Below are 17,153 nucleotides of genomic sequence, written 5' to 3'. Positions count from 1 at the left end.
AGTTTTTGCTTTAAAACCGTCATTGAGTCTTAGACGCCGAATTTTTGACGATGAATTCTATTTTAAATGCCTTTAATCTTAATCGCAGCAGTGCCAGTATCGCCGATGCCTATGGTGCCAATAGCCAAAAGACGAGCACGGCTAAAACCGATACTACGACAGAAACGAATAAAACGCAGACGGATGCTACCAAACCCGATAAAGGTAAAACCGATGAGATAGCGCTGTCGCCACGGGCGCAACGCGCACAGAAAATTCAATCGATGGCGAAGGATTTTTTTGCCGATGGTCAATTTGGCGTCGCCGATATTCCCGCATTGGTGTCGCGCTTACAAAAAGATGGCATTTTATCGGATGTGCAACTCGAGCGTTTATCGAAAAACGGTATTACAGTGCCGAGCACAACAACGCCGACTAAACAATCGTTGCAAGATTTTTTAGATGATGAAATCAAGTCATTAGCTAAAAAATCACCTAATAATCCTCTTATCAATACCTTAGTAGATGCTAAGAACGTCTTAACCAATATGGATGATGCTCAGTCGCCGGTGCTAGCCCAGAAGGCCACGAAAGTCCTTAGCCAATTGACGGATTATTTGAATTCTGAACCTCCGCTTACGGATGCTCAAAAGCAGCAGTGGCAGGGGCTAAAATCTATGATGCAACTTGCTTCATCTATGGGGGCACATCAATCTGCATCGGGCCAACTCAGTAGTTATCTTGCGCTTGCTAAACGTTAATTCACATCCATAGTGCGTGATAAACACAAATTGTCACGCATTCAACTAGCTGGGTTTAACCAGCAGGTCAAGGCGCAATTTTCAGATAATTGGGCCTAGCTGCAGTTCTTGTTTGTTCTTTTATTTCATCCTAAAAACTATGATCTGGATCATGGACTCCTTACCGTCATTGTAGCCTAATGCTCTACATATTGTGCTTTATGCTTTTAAAATCACTAGATGTAGTATTAATTTTTAGGCAAGATGGAGAGGAACTGAACAATGCCAGTCGTAATTAAGCGTGATGGTTGCCGCACACCTTTTGATGAAACAAGGATAAGGGATGCAGTGAATGCCGCTGCAAACTCAGTTGGAATAGAGGATGGCGACTATGCAGCGACAGTGGCAGCGTGTATCAGTCAAAGCGTCGCGCCATTAGCTGAAGTTGATATCCACCATCTACAAGATGCGGTTGAGAATTTACTGATGGAAGGGCCGTACAAGTCCCTGGCGCGGGTGTATATCGAATACCGCCACGACAGAGATGTGTGCCGTGAAGCGACCAGTAAACTCAACCTCGAAATCCGTGGTTTAGTTGAGCAAAGCAATGCGGCTTTACTCAATGAAAATGCTAATAAAGATTCAAAAGTCATTCCTACTCAGCGGGACTTACTCGCGGGCATAGTCGCCAAACATTACGCCAAGAGTCATATTTTGCCAAAGGATGTAGTCGCTGCCCATGAAGCGGGCGAGATCCATTACCACGACCTAGATTACTCTCCGTTTTTCCCGATGTTTAACTGCATGTTGATTGATTTAGCTGGCATGTTGACCCACGGCTTTAAAATGGGTAATGCCGAAATTGAAACCCCTAAGTCTATTTCAACAGCGACAGCGGTGACCGCGCAGATCATTGCCCAAGTGGCGAGTCATATCTATGGCGGAACTACTATCAACCGTATCGATGAAGTGTTAGCGCCATTTGTCGCTAAGAGCTACGACAAGCATTACCAAATTGCCCTGAATTGGAAGATTACCGACGCCAAAGCCTTTGCCACGGCGCAAACTGAAAAAGAATGTCACGATGCATTCCAGTCTTTGGAATATGAGGTCAATACCTTACACACTGCCAATGGCCAAACACCGTTCGTGACCTTTGGGTTTGGTTTAGGTACGTCGTGGGAATCACGCTTAATTCAGCAATCTATGCTCAAAGTGCGGATGGCGGGATTGGGTAAAAATCGCAAGACTGCAGTATTCCCTAAGCTAGTGTTTGCGATTCGCGATGGTATTAATCATAAAGCGGGCGATTGCAATTACGATGTAAAACAGATGGCGCTCAAATGCGCAACAATGCGCATGTATCCCGACATCCTCAACTACGAGCAAGTCGAGAAAGTTACCGGTTCATTTAAAACCCCAATGGGCTGCCGTAGCTTTTTAGGCACCTATGAAGAAAATGGCGAGCTTGTGCATGAAGGGCGCAATAATTTGGGAGTGGTCAGTTTAAACCTGCCGCGGATTGCCTTAGAAGCCAATGGCGATGAGACTGAGTTTTATCGCATTTTAGATGACAGATTAGTATTAGCCCGTAAAGCGCTGGATACCCGTATTGAGCGACTGAACGGTGTTAAAGCTCGCGTGGCACCTATCCTCTATATGGAAGGCGCCTGTGGTGTACGTTTACGGGCAGATGATGATGTGGCGCAAATCTTTAAAAATGGCCGCGCGTCGATTTCACTCGGTTACATTGGACTGCATGAAACCATGAATGCACTCTATGGCACCCAAACTCATGTCTTTGATGATGCACAATTAAGGGAAAAAGCCGTTGCTATTGTAGCTTATCTTAAAGCGGCTACCGATGCGTGGAAGGCCGAAACAGGTTATGGCTTTAGTCTGTATAGCACGCCAAGTGAGAGTCTTTGCAGCCGTTTTTGTAAACTGGATGCGAAGCAATTTGGGCTAGTCACAGGGGTGACAGATAAGGGCTATTACACCAATAGTTTTCACCTCGATGTGGAAAAAAGTGTTAACCCTTACGATAAAATTGATTTTGAACAGCCATATCCCGCTATCGCGAACGGCGGCTTTATTTGTTATGGCGAATATCCCAATATGCAGCATAACCTCGAAGCGCTGGAAAACGTCTGGGATTATAGCTACAGCCGCGTGCCTTACTATGGCACTAACACACCAATTGATGAATGCTATGACTGTGGCTTTACCGGCGAATTTAGTTGTACCAGTAAAGGGTTCACTTGCCCTAAGTGTGGCAATCATGAACCTAGTCGGGTTTCTGTGACGCGCCGTGTGTGCGGTTACTTAGGCAGTCCTGATGCGCGGCCTTTTAATTATGGCAAGCAAGAAGAAGTAAAACGCAGGATCAAACACTTGTAACACTATTACCTTATTCTGCCTGTTAGACTTATTCCGTGGCATCAATGGTGCCATGGGATAAGTACCAATGTTAAAAGATGAAATGCACTGTGAGTAACCATCAATGAATTACCATCAGTATTTCCCTAACGATGTGGTCAATGGCCCAGGTACGCGTGCGACCTTATTTGTCTCTGGCTGTGAGCACCAGTGCCGCGGTTGTTACAATCAAAGTACTTGGGATCCCCGTTCTGGGCATGTGTTTGATAGGACGATGGAAGATAGGATTATTGCCGATCTTAATGATCAGCGGATTGTGCGCCGTGGTTTATCGCTTTCGGGCGGCGATCCTTTATTGCCTGTTAATCTCAGTGCCATTTTGACGCTCGTCAAACGAGTCAAGGCTGAGTGTAAGGGGAAGGATATTTGGCTTTGGACAGGTTATGTGCTCGATGAGTTGAGTGATGAACAGCGCGCCGTGTTGGCCTATATTGATGTGCTGGTGGACGGAAAATTTGAACAAAGTCTTGCCGATCCGAGTCTTGTCTTTCGCGGTAGCAGCAATCAGATCATTCGTTTGTTATAAAAGCGGTAACGAGGATCTGTAACTTGCTGCTATAATCTCAGACCTTGACACAGACGCTAGCATAATCAGGCTAAGATTTTACTGTGGCTAACTTAGGTAATTTAAGGTAACAGAATGAATTTAAAGCAAGAACTGCAGCAGCTTAACGATAAATTAGATAAATTTCGTCGTAAACTTGCTGCGGCTGAACAAAGAGGCGATGACGTCATTATTGCCCAGTTCAAACGCGAAATCGCTGCGGTCACTAAGCAAATCGGCAGTGTGAAAGGGCAACAAACCCGCTTATTGAATAAGCAAGGGTCAGATATCAAAGGTTTGCCTTTCCATCGTGCTTTGACAAAAGCGGAACAAGCGGACATGGGCAAACTGAAAAAGTCTGTCAAAGGGCTTGTGGTAATCCACCCTATGACGGCTATCGGCCGTGAAATGGGGCTAACGGAAGTGACTGGATACGCTCCCGCAAAATTTTAATGTGGGATAGGATGTCACTGGCACGGGATCGAGTGTCGATCGCGTGTTTGTGCTCCTTGTATTTAATGCACTGCTTCGTTTTAATCCATTCCTTCGTGCTGCCCATCGAAAAGACATTCATGTTTGGTTTAGTTGATTAAAACACTAAAGTATTTCTGGATTGTTCGAAAACACTTTAGAATAGTGCGCTTAGTTGGCTAAGTGCCTAATCCTCGTTTTGTTTCTAGGGATCTTATTCGTCTCATGGAATGAGAGTTGTCGTTAAGGTTAAGTATGTCGATAAAATATGTCGCGACGTCAAAGTTACCCACTCCTTGGGGCGTGTTTGCCATGCATGGTTTTGAAGATACCGAATCAGGTAAAGAGCATGTTGCGCTCACATTCGGTACACTCAGTGCGGATGAACCTGTGTTGGGCCGTATTCATTCCGAGTGTTTAACCGGCGATGCTTTATTTAGCTTGCGTTGTGACTGTGGTTTTCAGTTACAAGCTGCCATGCAAAATATTGCGGAAACGGGCAGTGGCTTTATCCTCTATTTACGCCAAGAAGGCCGTGGCATTGGTTTGCTGAATAAAATTCGCGCCTATGAGCTGCAAGATAAAGGCGCCAACACGGTTGAAGCCAATGAGCAACTCGGTTTCGAAGCGGATATGCGTAAATACGACATGATCAAGCCTATGCTGGAACAGATAAGGGTGAAGCATGTGCGTTTGATGACCAATAATCCGCGTAAAGTGAAAGCGATGAAGGAGTTTGGCATCGAAGTGGTTGAGCGCGTACCGCTGCAAGTTGGTAAAAATCGTTATAACGAAGCGTACTTAAAAACTAAATCCACTGAGCTTGGACACATGATGTCTGAATATCATTTTATGGATGAAAATAAGTAGTTTTGTCATCATGATGAGTCGACCGATTGAGTTAAAAATGAGGAAGGTTTAAGTCAATTGAGCCATTGTTTCAGTCGGTTGCTATTAAGCTTGTCGCTAATGTGCTTGGCATTACTGAGCGTTATTTCTACCACCTTTGCCGATAGTATTTCCGCTACAAATACATTCATATCTGCATCTCAAGCGGATGATTCCGGCTTTTCTATCAATCATGCATCTAATAGTAATGCTAATGGTAGTAATCTGATAGAAACTAGTGCTAATCCAAATTCTGTTTACGCCTTTGGTAGTTATCTTGGCACTGGCGTTTACCGCGCTGCAAACCAAAATGCGACCGTCGTTAGTATTCCGTTAACTTTTGATTTGAAGAAAGATAGCGGTAGCCAAACTTGGTTACGTTTACCTATCTCCTTTGGCTTTTTTGATTATTTAGCCAAAGATATCACTGAAGGCGAGTTACCGTCGTCGATAGGTACTATGACGGTTACCCCAGGTTTTGAGCATCATTGGCAGGCGAGCGAAAATACTCGAATGGAAGGGTATTTAGATATCGGTTTTGGCACTAACTTCGATAAAAACGATAACGTTGCTATTATCGCCTCAGGGATCAGTAGCTTGTATGACTTTACCTTAGCAGGGCAGGATGCTGTGTGGGTATCGAGATTACGCTTTGCTGGGTACAGCGAGCACTATGGTAGGTTTTCGGATCAATTTGCAGTACTACAAACAGGTGTTGATTTAGGGTTAGCACCACGCTGGCAATGGTGGGATCTGCAGGTGCAACCAAGGATCTTTGCTGTAGGCTATTGGTATTTCAATGAACTTAGATTTATTAGCGAGATAGAGCAAGATACTATTGTTTCTGGCAGCTATGAGGCAGGCTTCTCCCTTGCCTTTTCTAAGCCGTTAGGCGGTGAATTATTGAGTGTTGATCGCATCGGATTCAGTTATCGTCGTGGCGATGGGCTCAATGTTTGGCGTTTAATGTTTAGCTTTCCTATCTAGGTTATCATCCATTACGGGCTGTATTACAAAGACTATTGGTAAGTTATCTTGTCTAAGCTGACTTTTGCGCGTCGCGCATCTTCTTATCAGTTAAGGTCGCTATTTGACTACTTAGCTGCATTATTTGTTCTTGGATTAACTTACGCTGTTGCTCCGCAACCTCAGAGTCATCTCCTTTAAGTTTGGCCAGCATTTTTTGTAGTGCTTTGATCTGCTCTTTTATTTTCTGGATTTGTTGGTCGATTAACGTCATGGGCTCTTCTGACGCATCATTTTCTGTTCCATCTTTTTTGGCTGCAGCATTGTCTCTTAAAGGGGCACCTACATCTGCGGACAATGCGGCGCGGCCGGCTGAAGAAATGGAGACTGTGTCTTGAGTATCCTGCGCATCTGCTGTCGATTCATTAGTCGCCGTTTTTGTTGTGGCAGGAGTTGCTGCGATATATGCGCCCGATACCGGAGTGAAAGTTGAGCCGATTGTGGCACTGTTTATTCCATTAATGCTCATTCCATACTCCATTAGATGCAAACTGTGTTGATACTCAAATCGCTATCGGCCATTAATTGGAAAACTGAAGCTAATTTTTGGCTTATTTGGCAAAAAGCGCGATATTGCTGATGACAATACAGCCCTCAAGTGAGGACTGTTCACGTTTTATGGCTGCAGAGGGCGAAGATTAACTGTTACCCCAAATATGGCTATTTACTTTGTCATCTGTGTTAGGTTTATCGCTTTTAGCTGACTTGTCAGGGGGAGTTTGATTGGTTTTCTTCGTCGCAATTTTTGCCGCAGGCTTCTTAGCGGTTTGACTCGCTTCCGCTTTAGGTGGAGGCAAGGGTAATTTGTTGGCTCTTAAATAAAGATATTCGACTTTATCCCGCGCCCACTCTGTTTTTCTCAAAAAACGTAAACAGGATTTGATGCTGGGATCGTGGGTAAAACAGCGGATATTAATTCTTTCCCCTAATTCTTCCCAGCCGTATTTCTCGACTAAATAAGTGATGATCGTTTCCAGTTTAATGCCGTGGAGCGGGTTATTCGATTGATTCATATTATGCATGTTGCAATGTGCTATGGCGGGAGTATAGCAGTTTTGTATGCCTGATACAGTGTGGAATGGTATCGAGTCAAGCTTGAATACCTTGCTAGCTTAAACCTGTGATAGCTGTTATTGGTGGAGCAGTATGATCAAAACAGGCGCAATAAAGCGCCTGTTTTAGGTTGGTCATTTGGACTGTTTGACTAGTCTTTGACTGGCTCTTTAAGCTCAGTTTCAACCGGTAAATCAATTTCGCCTTTACCTTTGGTTTTCACAATCAAGAGTGCTGTAATCACTAAGGTTGTGACTATGCCCGCTATGGTTGATACCGTCATAGGTAAACCTGCGCCTAAGGTTGACGAGTTCAGTAGGAAGGTGATTACCACAGTGGTCATAAACATCGCTGGAATTGTCGCAATCCAATGTAGTTTGTTATGTCGTAGCAGGTAAGCCGAAGCCGTCCACAGCATTAATACTGCAGTGGCTTGGTTTGCTACACCGAAGTAGCGCCAAATCACACCAAAGTCCACTTGGGTCAATATGCCGCCGATAACAAACAGTGGGAGAGCTAACACTAAGCGCTTTGGTAGTGAGATTTGTGGCATCTTGAAAAATTCAGCCAGAATCAAACGTGCAGAGCGGAAAGCCGTATCGCCTGAGGTAATCGGCAGAATAATCACCCCTAGGATAGCCATAAAGCCACCGATAGCGCCTAACAGACCGGTAGAGGCCTCATAGACGACGTTGGCAGGGTTACCTGACATACCCGCACTCAACCCTTCTACTCCGCCAAAGTAAGACAACGCGATGGCACACCAAAGCAATGCGATTATGCCTTCGCCTATCATGGCGCCAAAGAAGACGAAGCGACCATTCGTCTCGTTTTCAACGCAGCGGGCCATTAACGGTGATTGAGTAGCATGGAAACCCGATACCGCGCCACAGGCAATAGTGATGAATAGGGCAGGCCAAAGTGGCATGTCGTTCGGATTTAAGTTTTGGAAGAAATCGCCCGCTTGTACGTTAGGCAGTAAGGTATGCTCGCTTGATAGCATAATTGCGAAAGCTAAACCAAACGACATGAAGAACAATAAAGCGCCAAAGAAGGGGTACAGACGACCGATAATTTTATCGACAGGTACCACAGTTGCAATCAGGTAATAGACGAAGATTATACCAACGAAGATACTGACATCCCAACCGGTAAGCTTGCCAAGTAAGCCAGCAGGCGCAGAGATAAAGACCACACCGACTAGCAGTAACAGCACAATAGCAAACACGTTCATGAAGTGTTTGGCGCTCTTACCTAAATACTTACCCGCAAGGTTTGGCACGGATTGACCGCCATTGCGCACTGACAACATACCGGAGAAGTAGTCATGTACTGCACCTGCAAAGATACAGCCAACCACAATCCACAACATGGCTGCAGGACCATAGAGTGCACCTAAGATAGGACCAAAGATTGGGCCTACGCCTGCAATGTTTAATAATTGAATTAGATAGACTTTGCCTTTAGACATAGGCACAAAGTCGACGCCATCAGTTTGACTGAAAGCGGGTGTTTGACGATTAGCGTTAATGCCGAAGACTTTCTCGACAAAGGCGCCGTAGATAAAGTAGCCGCCGATCAGTAGACCGACACAGAGTAGGAACCACATCATTTTTGTTATCTCCCCATTTGAGTTCTGGCGAGTGTAAACAAGTTGTTGATATAAAACTTTGTAATCTCAATGAGTGGTCGAAAATGCAGTGTGAGCGGCAATAGGCGAGCTTAAGTGGTTACCATTTTATGTTAACGGTGAGTGTTGTTGGCTATCTTATGGCTAAAAATACATCGCTAAGATGACTTTTGGATTGTGTTTATTGAAAGCCAAATAGCTGTTTAAGGCTTTTAAGATAGCGGCGTGATACGGGGACTTTATCGCCTAAATGAGTGGTGACTTCAGCCCCAGTATCTAACAGCTCAATTTCAGCAATCGCCTTAGGTGAAATTAAATACTGCCGATGGCAGCGCACCAGTGGGGTTTTTTCTTCGAACACTTTCAAGGTCAACTGGGTATGGACTTTGCCTTTCGTGCTGGCCACATGGATGCCGCTTAAGTCACTGAACACATATTCCACATCTTGGATTGCAATGACTTTGAGTTTATTGCCGCTGTAGCAGGGAATATGTTCAAGACTCTTTGGGGTAATGGAGTCCATAGCCTGAGGCGTTAGATTTTTACGCACACGAGTGAGGGTTTTACTGAGTCTGTCGGCATCTATGGGTTTGAGTAAATAATCGAAGGCATGATTGTCGAAGGCTTTGACGGCAAACTCGTCGTATGCGGTGACAAACACGATTTTCGGCATGTCATCGGGGTCGAGCATTGCAATAAGTTCCATGCCCGAAATGCGTGGCATTTGGATATCAAGAAAGATTAACTGAGGTTTTTCTTTGGTTATGCTCTGTAATGCCTCAATAGCATTGGCGCATTGACCGACGATTTGGATGTCGTGTTCTTGCCCTAAAAGGTCAGCTAATTCTTCACGAGCAAACAGCTCATCATCGACAATTAAACAAGTGATCACGTGCGGTTATCCATATTTGATGTTTCAGGGCTTTCTATGGGCAATCTTATGGTGACACGAGTCAATTGATCGGGCTCGCACTCCACTGTCACGCCGTATTGTTCGCCAAAAATATTTTGAATTCGCTTATGCACTAAGTTCATCCCTAGACCTTCTGAGCCCTCAATGGGCTGATACAACCCGGCATTGTCTGTGACTTCTAGCTCCAGCACATCATTTTCGAGCTTGCCAGTCACTTTAATCTGCCCTTGCTCAATCATGTGCGAAGTGCCGTGCTTTACGGCATTCTCAATAATTGGCTGCAGGGTAAAGGCGGGGACTTTACAGTGGTAGAGTGATTCAGGTATCGCGATACTGACTTGTAATTTATCAATAAAACGCGCTTTTTCAATGGTGAGATAGGACGCTATGTGATCTAGCTCATCCCCAAGCGTCACTAAGCCTGTCGTTCGCTTTAAATTGATCCGTAAAAATTGTGATAACTGCTGCAGTAGCTGCTTAGACATATCAGGATCACGTTTGATAATCGCGCTAATGGTATTCAGTGCATTAAATAAAAAGTGCGGATTGACCTGAGCCTGCAGCAATTTAAGTTCGGCTTGAGTTAGTAGATTTTGCTGTTGCTCAAAACGCCCATAAAGAATTTGGTTTGATAATAGGCGGGCAATACCTTCACCTAAAGTACGGTTGATATTCAAAAAAAGTTTATTCTTAGGCTCATAGAGTTTAATCGTGCCAATGACTTCAGTATCACTGCGCAGCGGGATCACTAGACTTGACCCTAGACGGCAATGAGAAGAAATAGAGCATGCATAGGGCGTTTCAACGCCATCGGCGAACATGACCTTATTTTGATTGATGGCTTCTAAGGTGATTTTGGACGAAATCGGTGTACCTGGGAGATGGTGATCGGCGCCTATGCCAATAAAGGCTAACAGTTTTTCCCTGTCCGTGATGGCCACTGCACCCACATTGGTTTCTTCGATGACGATTTGGGCGACGTGACTACTACTTTCTTCGTTAAATCCTTTGGATAGTAATCCGACACTGCGTTCGGCAATTTTTAATGCTTTAGTCGAAAAGCTCGATGAGAGTTTATCAAACATGGTTTTTTGGTCACGGATCATGCTCATAAAGAGTGCCGCTCCCACGGAATTGACTAATAACATGGGCGGCGCGATTTGACGTACTAATTCCCATGCATCATCGAAGGGGCGTGCGACCAAAAGTATGATGCTCATTTGCATCATTTCAGCATAAAAAGTCACTAGGCAAACGAGTAATGGATTGTAGATGAGCTCACTTTTATCTGCGCGTCTTAAGTAGAAGCTTATCATCCCTGCGGATAAGCCTTCTAAGGTGGTAGAGATGGCGCAGGCTATATCAGTAAAGCCGCCCATACTGTAGCGGTGTAGCCCACCAGTCAGCCCCACCAGAAAACCAGTAACCGGTCCTCCTAATAATCCGCCTAAAACTGCGCCCATAGCACGAGTGTTGGCAATCGCTCCCGAGGTTTGCTCACCAAAATAAGTGGCCATGATGCAGAAACTCGAAAAAATCAGATACATAAAAATCTTATGTGGCAGACGAGGAGACGTTTCGGCAAACAGTTTAAACAGCGGTGTTTTACTGACTAAGTAAACGATCACTAAGTACAGCGACATCTGTTGGGTCAGTAATAGGATCAAAGACATAATGGCTCACATTATCGTCACAGATGTCGGCGCAGTCGTCCCCATTTGAAAGTTTGTGCGCGAGATCAGGGTTCGAATTTAACCGTTAGGATATAAAGAACAATAATATTGCATCTTTAGGAGGACATATGTCCAATTCTGTTCACGGTCATGATGTTATGGCGCTGATGGTAGCTCAAGGGGCCGCTATTATAAAGCCTGAATTAATTTCCATGATGGAGCAAAAGTTTGGCTCGGCGGCTCGATACCATACTTGTAGTGCAACTGATTTGAGTGCCGAAGCGTTAATTGAGTTACTTATAGGTAAAGGTAAGTTTTACGAAACGTCCCAAGGTATTCAACTTGTGGCTGGGCGAAAGTGTGAACATTAATACCCATCGTATTAAATATCTGTTCATTCAGCGGGAGCTCAAGGCGCTTTAGACAAGGCGAAGGCTTGAAGGCATAGTGGTGCTCTCTGTCGAAAGTCTTAAACGCAGTATAAAGCGCGATGCCATTAACATCAGCCGCCCTTCGGGAGCCACAGGCATTCCACTCCGGTGTTGCATGACTTAAAAGGGAATGACCATTTCTGCGTCAATGCGTCTTGGATTGATATGCCAGTGAGGCTCTGAACTGACTAACTATTTAATATGATTGGTATAATACACAGTGCCATAGCGTACTCATTTTATTTTGTTGTATTTTATTGATTATTTTTCAGTCACTTAGACGTGTAATCGTTTTGTTGAAGCTCAGGTTTCATCGTGGCGCTTATTTGCAATTTGCTCCTGCTGTGCGGGAGTGAGTAGGGTAAACTCATTGATCAAAATACGCAGTAATCGAGATTTTGCAATATGGGTGGATTTCGATAGGGCGTCAAGCTGAGAAATACTGTTTTCAGTGAGGGTAAAGGTCGCGTGGCGATAAATCTTAGTCGATTTTTTATCTAAGCCCTTAACTATGGTGTGTGTGGTGGGCGCAGCTAATAAACTCGCCTTACCTAAGGCGTAGTTATTGGCATCTTCAATGAAATCATCGACAGAAACCGGCTTGATGATTTGCTTAGGTTTCTTACGTTTAAGATCAGTTAAGCTCATAGCTATTTTCTGGTGGCATTGCGAATAACTCATCCGCTATGGCGCGGATCTCATCAGCTGCTTTTCCATCGGGTTCTATTTCGACGACTGAAGAGCCTCTTTCTTCACTGTCATCATAAATATTTCGGCAAAATGTAACTGAATTTAGCACTCTTAGTCCAAAGGATTGCACCACATCTTTGGCTTCTAAAATGCGTTTAAACTGTGTGGGAAGCGCTGGGCATTGGGTGAGCACTATAGTCGCGATCATTTTAGGATTCACCATCTTACAAGTACTTAGCATGTCTTCCATGTGGGGTAATGTTTTGAGATCGCGTCTTTTGGGTCTGAGGGGGATCACAACATAAGTCGCTACCGACATAGCTGCGCGCATGGCTAAGTTATCTTGGCCACCACAATCTACAATTACGTAGTCAAAACGCTCATTGAGGCTGAGTAAATCATTACGAATTTTGCCGTAAAGTTGGATGCAATTAATACTTGGGAGGCTTGGATCATTATTTCTTGCTTGGATCCAATCTGAAGTCGTGCGCTGGGGATCACAATCGACCATGAGGACGTTTGCCTGAAATTTTTGCTTAATATAAACGGCAAGATTTTGAGCGAGACAACTTTTTCCGCTACCACCTTTTTCACCACCTACCAGCAAGATCATACAGACGCCCCTTAATGAATTGTTCAATTCATTAAGTGTAGAACAGAGCCATTAAAGCTGCGAAATTTAAGTTAAATTAAAGCAGTTGCATAGCAATATGGTAGCTTTGGTCATGGCATCTCGCGCAACGGCAGACTTGTCCTTTAACAGTATTTTGTTGGGTTGAATTGGGATTAAAGGTCACTTCGATGAGTTCGCCCAGTGCAAACGGATTTTTATAATCGAATAAAATGCCGCGTCTTGCTAAGTCGATACATACACCTTCATCAGTTTGCCTCATGCCTTGAGTGTCGATCCAATTCAAGACCACGCGCTCTGCTTCCATGTCGACTCGCAGTGATGTGCGTTTTTCTTCAAAACCAGTAGTATGGTCACCCATAACTCAATTGCCCCGTAAATTATTGATCTCAGTAAAACTAGCATAATTGCTTTTTGGCAGAATACCAATGTGAAAGCTAGGTCTTTGATAATAGTTTTAAAACGAGAACAGCAGGTGCCATTGATTTAGGTTTCAATAGCACCAACTCAGGTATTTGATTAATTGTCGTATTCTTGATTTTTTGGATAAGGCATTTTTAATTGGCCCCAACGAATCACAATCACGGTTGCCGCTAAAATTAGCGTCGATAATGATATTGCTGCGATACGCCAGTCTTCCATGCTCTTCATATCTAAGATTAGGTAACGGGCCAAGGCGACAATCGCAATATAAAGCGGCATACGTACTGGTAACTTACCGGATTCATAGTAGTTAGCCACCATGGCTAATACTTCTAAGAAAATAAATAACAAGAGTAAATCAGCCAGTGCGACCATACGTACAGAGATGATATGCACAATTTCTTGGCCTATTGCGACAACGGTGGCAATGGCAATAATAAATAGGACTAAGTGTTCAACGGCTTTAAGGCTTTTAGAACCATATTGATGATAAAAAGGCATGGATATTCCCTACTTGATGTTTTTATAAATAGTAACAGCAAAAATCTATTTTTAGGGAAAAGCTAGGCGCCGCTGTGTGATTTAATTCACAGATATGTACGATCTTAAATTCGGCGCAAAGTGGAGTTAACGTGCTTGTATGTAGAAGGTGATTCACATGATGAACAAAAGGGAAGCGAGAGCGAATGTGTTAATCCGCTTATGCTGTTATCTCGACTCAATCGTTGTACCAACATAAGCGGTTTGAATATAAGAGATTATTTATTCTTGCGTTTCTGCCACTTAAACATAATTGAATATTTCCACAGATTATTAATCAGCAAATAACCAACAGCGGAAAAAACCACTCCTAGCACGAGACACCCGAGTAAGAATGCCGGACCTATGGTCGCAAGCGATGCTTCAATCCATTGCCAACTTGCTTCGAAGGCAAAATCTTGCGGAGCATGGCCGAGTATTTTAGCACCGAGTAAATACGCACCATAAAACATCACTGGCATAGTTAAGGGATTGGTTATCCATACTAATGCAACTGAAACAGGAATATTAACGTTAAATAGAATGGCAAAAGCCGCTGCAACAACCATCTGAAATGGCATGGGGATCCAAGCGACAAATAACCCTACGGCAAATGCGCCTGGGGCGGATTTTCGATTAAGTGCCCATAGATTGGGATTATGTAACAAGCGTCCGAACATGCGTAAGTGTTTATGCTCACGCAAGGTTTCAGGCTTAGGCATAAATCTTTTAATTAATTTTTTTGGCATATGCTGAAATTGCTGTCTTAACTTAATTCACTATGAATCGATTCATGTTTGGCTTTAGTGCCATCTTATTATCAGCGATGTTATGGCCTTCGCTGCCGCCAGTCAGTTACATACCCTACCTTGTTGTTGGGGCGTTAATCTTACACCGAAAAATCCCTGTCTGTGCAGGAGGGCTCTTTGCGGTAGCATGGCTAACTGGTTTTTGCTTAGGATTATCTAGGCAGGATTTGCCAGTGTTACAACAACCTATACAGGTAAGGGGCGAAATCATATCACTAGTTAGTCGAAACAGCGACTGGCTAAGTTTGGATATATCGCTCATTAAACCAAATTTAATCTTAGGGCCAAACGCAAAATTGCGACTCACGTGGAAAGATCCGCCAGAAGTCGATGTGGGTCAGGTTTGGCTGTTTACCTTGACACCTAAGAGCATTGCTAGCGTGCTAAATCAAGGCGGCTACAACGAACAAAAACAATTAATCAGTCAACATGTGGTCGGTAAAGGGCGAGTGATTGAGGCGCAGTTACTTGCGGTTTCGCCTTCATTGCGTAATGACCTCATAAGCGCATTGACACCTGAATTAGCCTCTTTACCTCAAGGTGACATTTTACTCGCCTTGCTTTTGGGGGATAAGCATTTGATCTCACAAGCTCGTTGGCAAGCACTAAGGCAGACTGGCACTGGCCATTTAGTGGCGATTTCCGGTTTGCACCTCTCCGTTGTCGCGGCATGGGTATACGCTTGCCTTTTGTTTGGATTGAGTCGTTTGGTGTCACATCAGAGTCGACGTAATATGACTTTTGCGTTAGTCGCGGCAGGTATAGGCGCAGCATTTTATGCCTATCTTGCAGGTTTTGGTGTATCGACTCAGCGTGCACTCGTGATGATTTTACTGTTAATGCTACTGAGTTTATTAAAGCGATTTTCTACTGCGTGGGAGCGCTTGCTGTTTGCATTGTTTGTCGTATTGTTACTCGACCCGCTTGCTTGTTTAAGTGCGGGATTTTGGCTGTCGTTTTGTGCTTTAGGGGTGATTTTATATACCTTAGTCATCCAGCCCAAAGAGTTTACGGCTGTGTCGACTCGAAGGACGCGTGTAGGCGCGGGGCTTTTACAATTTTGGGCCATCCAGTGGCGCTTGAGCCTTGGGCTTGGATTACTGCAAGGAGCACTCTTTGGTGGTGTGAGTTTACACAGCTTGTGGATGAATATCCTAGCTGTGCCATGGTTTAGTTTTGTTGTTATCCCATTAGCTATGGCGGGATTTATATGCTGGTGGGTTGGTACTGCGTTTGGGTTCTCTTGGTTAGGACTGCTTCGCCTAAGTGATTGGAGTTTATCACCCTATGCACAGTTGCTAGACATAAGCCAGCAATTGCCAGCCCATTGGTTAGCGCTTTCAGATACGATATTAGCCTTGGGGTTATCTGCGTTCATCGGTGGTGTGTTATGGCGCTATGTGCCTAAAAATAAAAATTATACTGCTTGGTTAAGCCTGCTGAGTTTACTGTTTATTCCCGCTTTGCTTTTCTGTATTACGCTGTGGTCACCCGTTCAAAATAATCGATGGGCTATGCATTTACTGGATGTGGGCCAAGGTTTAGCTGTGGTTATTGAAAAGAATGGTAGAGGGCTGGTCTACGACACAGGTGCCGCCTTTGGTGATGACTTCAGTTATGCGGAGCGGGTGATATTACCTTTCCTAAAAGCCAAAGGCATTCAAGATATTGATTATATTGTTATCAGCCATAGCGATAACGATCATGCAGGTGGTGCCCCTGTTTTGATTGAGGCTTACCCTAAGGCTTTAGTGATCACAGACATGGCTGGCTTTAGTGGCCAAGATTGCCGCCCAAGGCAGATTCAATGGCAAGGGCTGAGCTTGAATTTGCTTTCTCCGCCTCAAGCGTTAGTGGGTAATAATGGTTCCTGTGTTATACGCATTGATGATGACAGGCAGAGTCTACTGCTTACGGGGGATATCGAAAAGCAAATCGAAACTTCGCTATTAAGTCGTGCCTTAAGTGGTGAGTATGAGTTACAAAGTGAAGTGCTCGTTGCGCCCCACCACGGCAGTAAAACCTCGTCAACTGAAGCCTTTATTGATGCTGTGGCCCCCAAGTTAGTCTTGTTTCCTGCTGGTTTTGCTAATCGCTGGGGGTTTCCAAAATCCACAGTGGTTGAACGGTATCAGCAACGGGAGATTATGGGCCTAACTACAGGTATAGAAGGGCAGATTAGTGTGATTTTTCAGCAGTCTGAGCGAGAGGTTAAGACCTATCGTGGTGATTTAGCGCCATTTTGGTACAACTCTCTGTTTAGATTTGGTGACTTGATTAATCCAGAGTAGAAT

18 protein-coding genes and 1 pseudogene are annotated in these 17,153 nt (G+C 44.3%); 8 read left to right on the top strand and 11 right to left on the bottom strand.

Features of this window, described 5'->3' with window-relative positions; all coding sequences use genetic code 11:
- Window positions 1-50: 50 nt before the first annotated feature.
- From HQQ92_RS11925 to HQQ92_RS11900, 6 genes are all read left to right on the top strand, one after another.
- Entirely contained in the window at window positions 51-740 is a 690-nt protein-coding gene (locus HQQ92_RS11925) for a hypothetical protein (RefSeq protein WP_173245565.1), read from the top strand.
- 261 nt (window positions 741-1,001) lie between these two features.
- Entirely contained in the window at window positions 1,002-3,119 is a 2,118-nt protein-coding gene (gene nrdD, locus HQQ92_RS11920; RefSeq protein WP_173245562.1) for an anaerobic ribonucleoside-triphosphate reductase, read from the top strand.
- 103 nt (window positions 3,120-3,222) lie between these two features.
- Window positions 3,223-3,684: an anaerobic ribonucleoside-triphosphate reductase-activating protein gene (gene nrdG / locus HQQ92_RS11915; protein ID WP_173245559.1), complete on the top strand. Its 462-nt coding sequence runs from the start codon at window positions 3,223-3,225 to the stop codon at window positions 3,682-3,684.
- A gap of 114 nt (window positions 3,685-3,798) precedes the next feature.
- A complete protein-coding gene (locus HQQ92_RS11910; protein ID WP_028760414.1) occupies window positions 3,799-4,155 on the top strand; it encodes a YibL family ribosome-associated protein in 357 nt (118 codons plus the stop codon).
- Between the two features lie 273 nt (window positions 4,156-4,428).
- Window positions 4,429-5,043, top strand: a complete 615-nt coding sequence (gene ribA, locus HQQ92_RS11905) for a GTP cyclohydrolase II (RefSeq protein ID WP_173245556.1) — start codon at window positions 4,429-4,431, stop codon at window positions 5,041-5,043.
- 57 nt (window positions 5,044-5,100) lie between these two features.
- Window positions 5,101-6,048: a hypothetical protein gene (locus HQQ92_RS11900; protein ID WP_173245553.1), complete on the top strand. Its 948-nt coding sequence runs from the start codon at window positions 5,101-5,103 to the stop codon at window positions 6,046-6,048.
- Window positions 6,049-6,100: 52 nt separating this feature from the next.
- Here the strand turns inward: HQQ92_RS11900 and HQQ92_RS11895 are convergent, their stop codons facing one another.
- The 5 genes from HQQ92_RS11895 to HQQ92_RS11875 all read right to left on the bottom strand — a co-directional run bounded on the left by HQQ92_RS11895 (window position 6,101) and on the right by HQQ92_RS11875 (window position 11,356).
- Window positions 6,101-6,556, bottom strand: coding sequence for a FlxA-like family protein (locus HQQ92_RS11895; protein ID WP_173245551.1), 456 nt, complete (start codon window positions 6,554-6,556; stop codon window positions 6,101-6,103).
- Between the two features lie 169 nt (window positions 6,557-6,725).
- On the bottom strand, window positions 6,726-7,109 hold the full coding sequence (locus HQQ92_RS11890; RefSeq protein ID WP_173245547.1) for a VF530 family DNA-binding protein: 384 nt from the start codon (window positions 7,107-7,109) through the stop codon (window positions 6,726-6,728).
- Between the two features lie 182 nt (window positions 7,110-7,291).
- Entirely contained in the window at window positions 7,292-8,752 is a 1,461-nt protein-coding gene (locus tag HQQ92_RS11885) for a carbon starvation protein A (protein ID WP_173245544.1), read from the bottom strand.
- Window positions 8,753-8,951: 199 nt separating this feature from the next.
- A complete protein-coding gene (btsR, locus tag HQQ92_RS11880; RefSeq protein ID WP_028760409.1) occupies window positions 8,952-9,662 on the bottom strand; it encodes a two-component system response regulator BtsR in 711 nt (236 codons plus the stop codon).
- Window positions 9,659-11,356, bottom strand: coding sequence for a sensor histidine kinase (locus tag HQQ92_RS11875; protein WP_028760408.1), 1,698 nt, complete (start codon window positions 11,354-11,356; stop codon window positions 9,659-9,661). The genes btsR and HQQ92_RS11875 overlap by 4 nt, the downstream gene beginning before the upstream one ends.
- A 128-nt stretch (window positions 11,357-11,484) precedes the next feature.
- Between HQQ92_RS11875 and HQQ92_RS11870 the strand changes: the two genes are divergently transcribed.
- Window positions 11,485-11,727, top strand: coding sequence for a YecH family metal-binding protein (locus tag HQQ92_RS11870; protein ID WP_028760407.1), 243 nt, complete (start codon window positions 11,485-11,487; stop codon window positions 11,725-11,727).
- Here HQQ92_RS11870 and HQQ92_RS23740 read toward each other — a convergent pair.
- From HQQ92_RS23740 to HQQ92_RS11845, 6 genes and pseudogenes are all read right to left on the bottom strand, one after another.
- A pseudogene (locus tag HQQ92_RS23740) lies at window positions 11,654-11,853 on the bottom strand (hypothetical protein). The gene HQQ92_RS11870 and the pseudogene HQQ92_RS23740 overlap by 74 nt on opposite strands.
- Window positions 11,854-12,090: 237 nt before the next feature.
- On the bottom strand, window positions 12,091-12,435 hold the full coding sequence (locus HQQ92_RS11865) for a replication protein RepA (RefSeq protein ID WP_173245541.1): 345 nt from the start codon (window positions 12,433-12,435) through the stop codon (window positions 12,091-12,093).
- Window positions 12,422-13,090, bottom strand: coding sequence for an AAA family ATPase (locus HQQ92_RS11860; RefSeq protein ID WP_028760405.1), 669 nt, complete (start codon window positions 13,088-13,090; stop codon window positions 12,422-12,424). Before HQQ92_RS11860 ends, HQQ92_RS11865 begins: the two co-directional genes overlap by 14 nt.
- Before the next feature lie 76 nt (window positions 13,091-13,166).
- Window positions 13,167-13,469 carry a PilZ domain-containing protein gene (locus HQQ92_RS11855; protein ID WP_173245538.1) on the bottom strand — a complete coding sequence of 101 codons (303 nt, stop codon included), beginning with the start codon at window positions 13,467-13,469 and terminating at the stop codon, window positions 13,167-13,169.
- A gap of 158 nt (window positions 13,470-13,627) precedes the next feature.
- Entirely contained in the window at window positions 13,628-14,032 is a 405-nt protein-coding gene (locus HQQ92_RS11850; protein ID WP_028760403.1) for a phosphate-starvation-inducible protein PsiE, read from the bottom strand.
- A 257-nt stretch (window positions 14,033-14,289) separates the two neighbouring features.
- Window positions 14,290-14,799 (bottom strand): DUF2062 domain-containing protein, encoded by a 510-nt coding sequence (locus HQQ92_RS11845; RefSeq protein ID WP_028760402.1) that lies wholly within the window; start codon window positions 14,797-14,799, stop codon window positions 14,290-14,292.
- Between the two features lie 32 nt (window positions 14,800-14,831).
- On the opposite strand from HQQ92_RS11845, the gene HQQ92_RS11840 reads away from it, so the two are divergent.
- Complete coding sequence (locus HQQ92_RS11840) at window positions 14,832-17,150, top strand: DNA internalization-related competence protein ComEC/Rec2 (protein ID WP_173245535.1); 2,319 nt, start codon at window positions 14,832-14,834, stop codon at window positions 17,148-17,150.
- Window positions 17,151-17,153: the final 3 nt, after the last annotated feature.

The organism is Shewanella sp. DC2-4, assembly GCF_013248875.1.
GTDB lineage: Bacteria > Pseudomonadota > Gammaproteobacteria > Enterobacterales > Shewanellaceae > Shewanella > Shewanella oncorhynchi.
Note: the sequence above shows the minus strand (reverse complement) of the source record. Positions and strands in the feature narration are given on the sequence as shown.